The following is a 337-nucleotide window of genomic DNA, read 5'->3' on the forward strand; positions in this document are numbered from 1 at the left end:
ACCATGGGAGGTTTCCCGGATGCCGCTAGACGCTGGCGGAAAGCCTTGCCCCATGTTGTTTTATACAAAGCCACCATGGCAGGCATGTAGAGCGCTTTGCGAATAAAAGTATGTCCCACTTTGGACATGCGCGTCTTGCCACGCACACTACTGCCAGATTCATAGTGACGCGGATCGAGTCCTGCAAATGCAATTGCTTTCTTCACTGAGGTAAATCGCTCTGTATCAGCATAGTAGGAAAGCAAAATTGCGATGGTGCGTTCTCCTAAACCAGGTATGCTATCCAATAATTTCTGCTTATCTTTTAAGTCCGGATCGTTCCGAGTATGGTCGTTAA

1 protein-coding gene is annotated in these 337 nt (G+C 47.8%); it reads right to left on the reverse strand.

The window, feature by feature from the left end:
• The coding region (locus tag H8K55_RS21355; protein WP_186944262.1) for a transposase at nt 1-337 on the reverse strand (337 nt) is incomplete at both ends.

The organism is Affinundibacterium flavidum (assembly GCF_014284175.1).
GTDB lineage: Bacteria > Pseudomonadota > Gammaproteobacteria > Burkholderiales > Burkholderiaceae_D > Undibacterium > Undibacterium flavidum.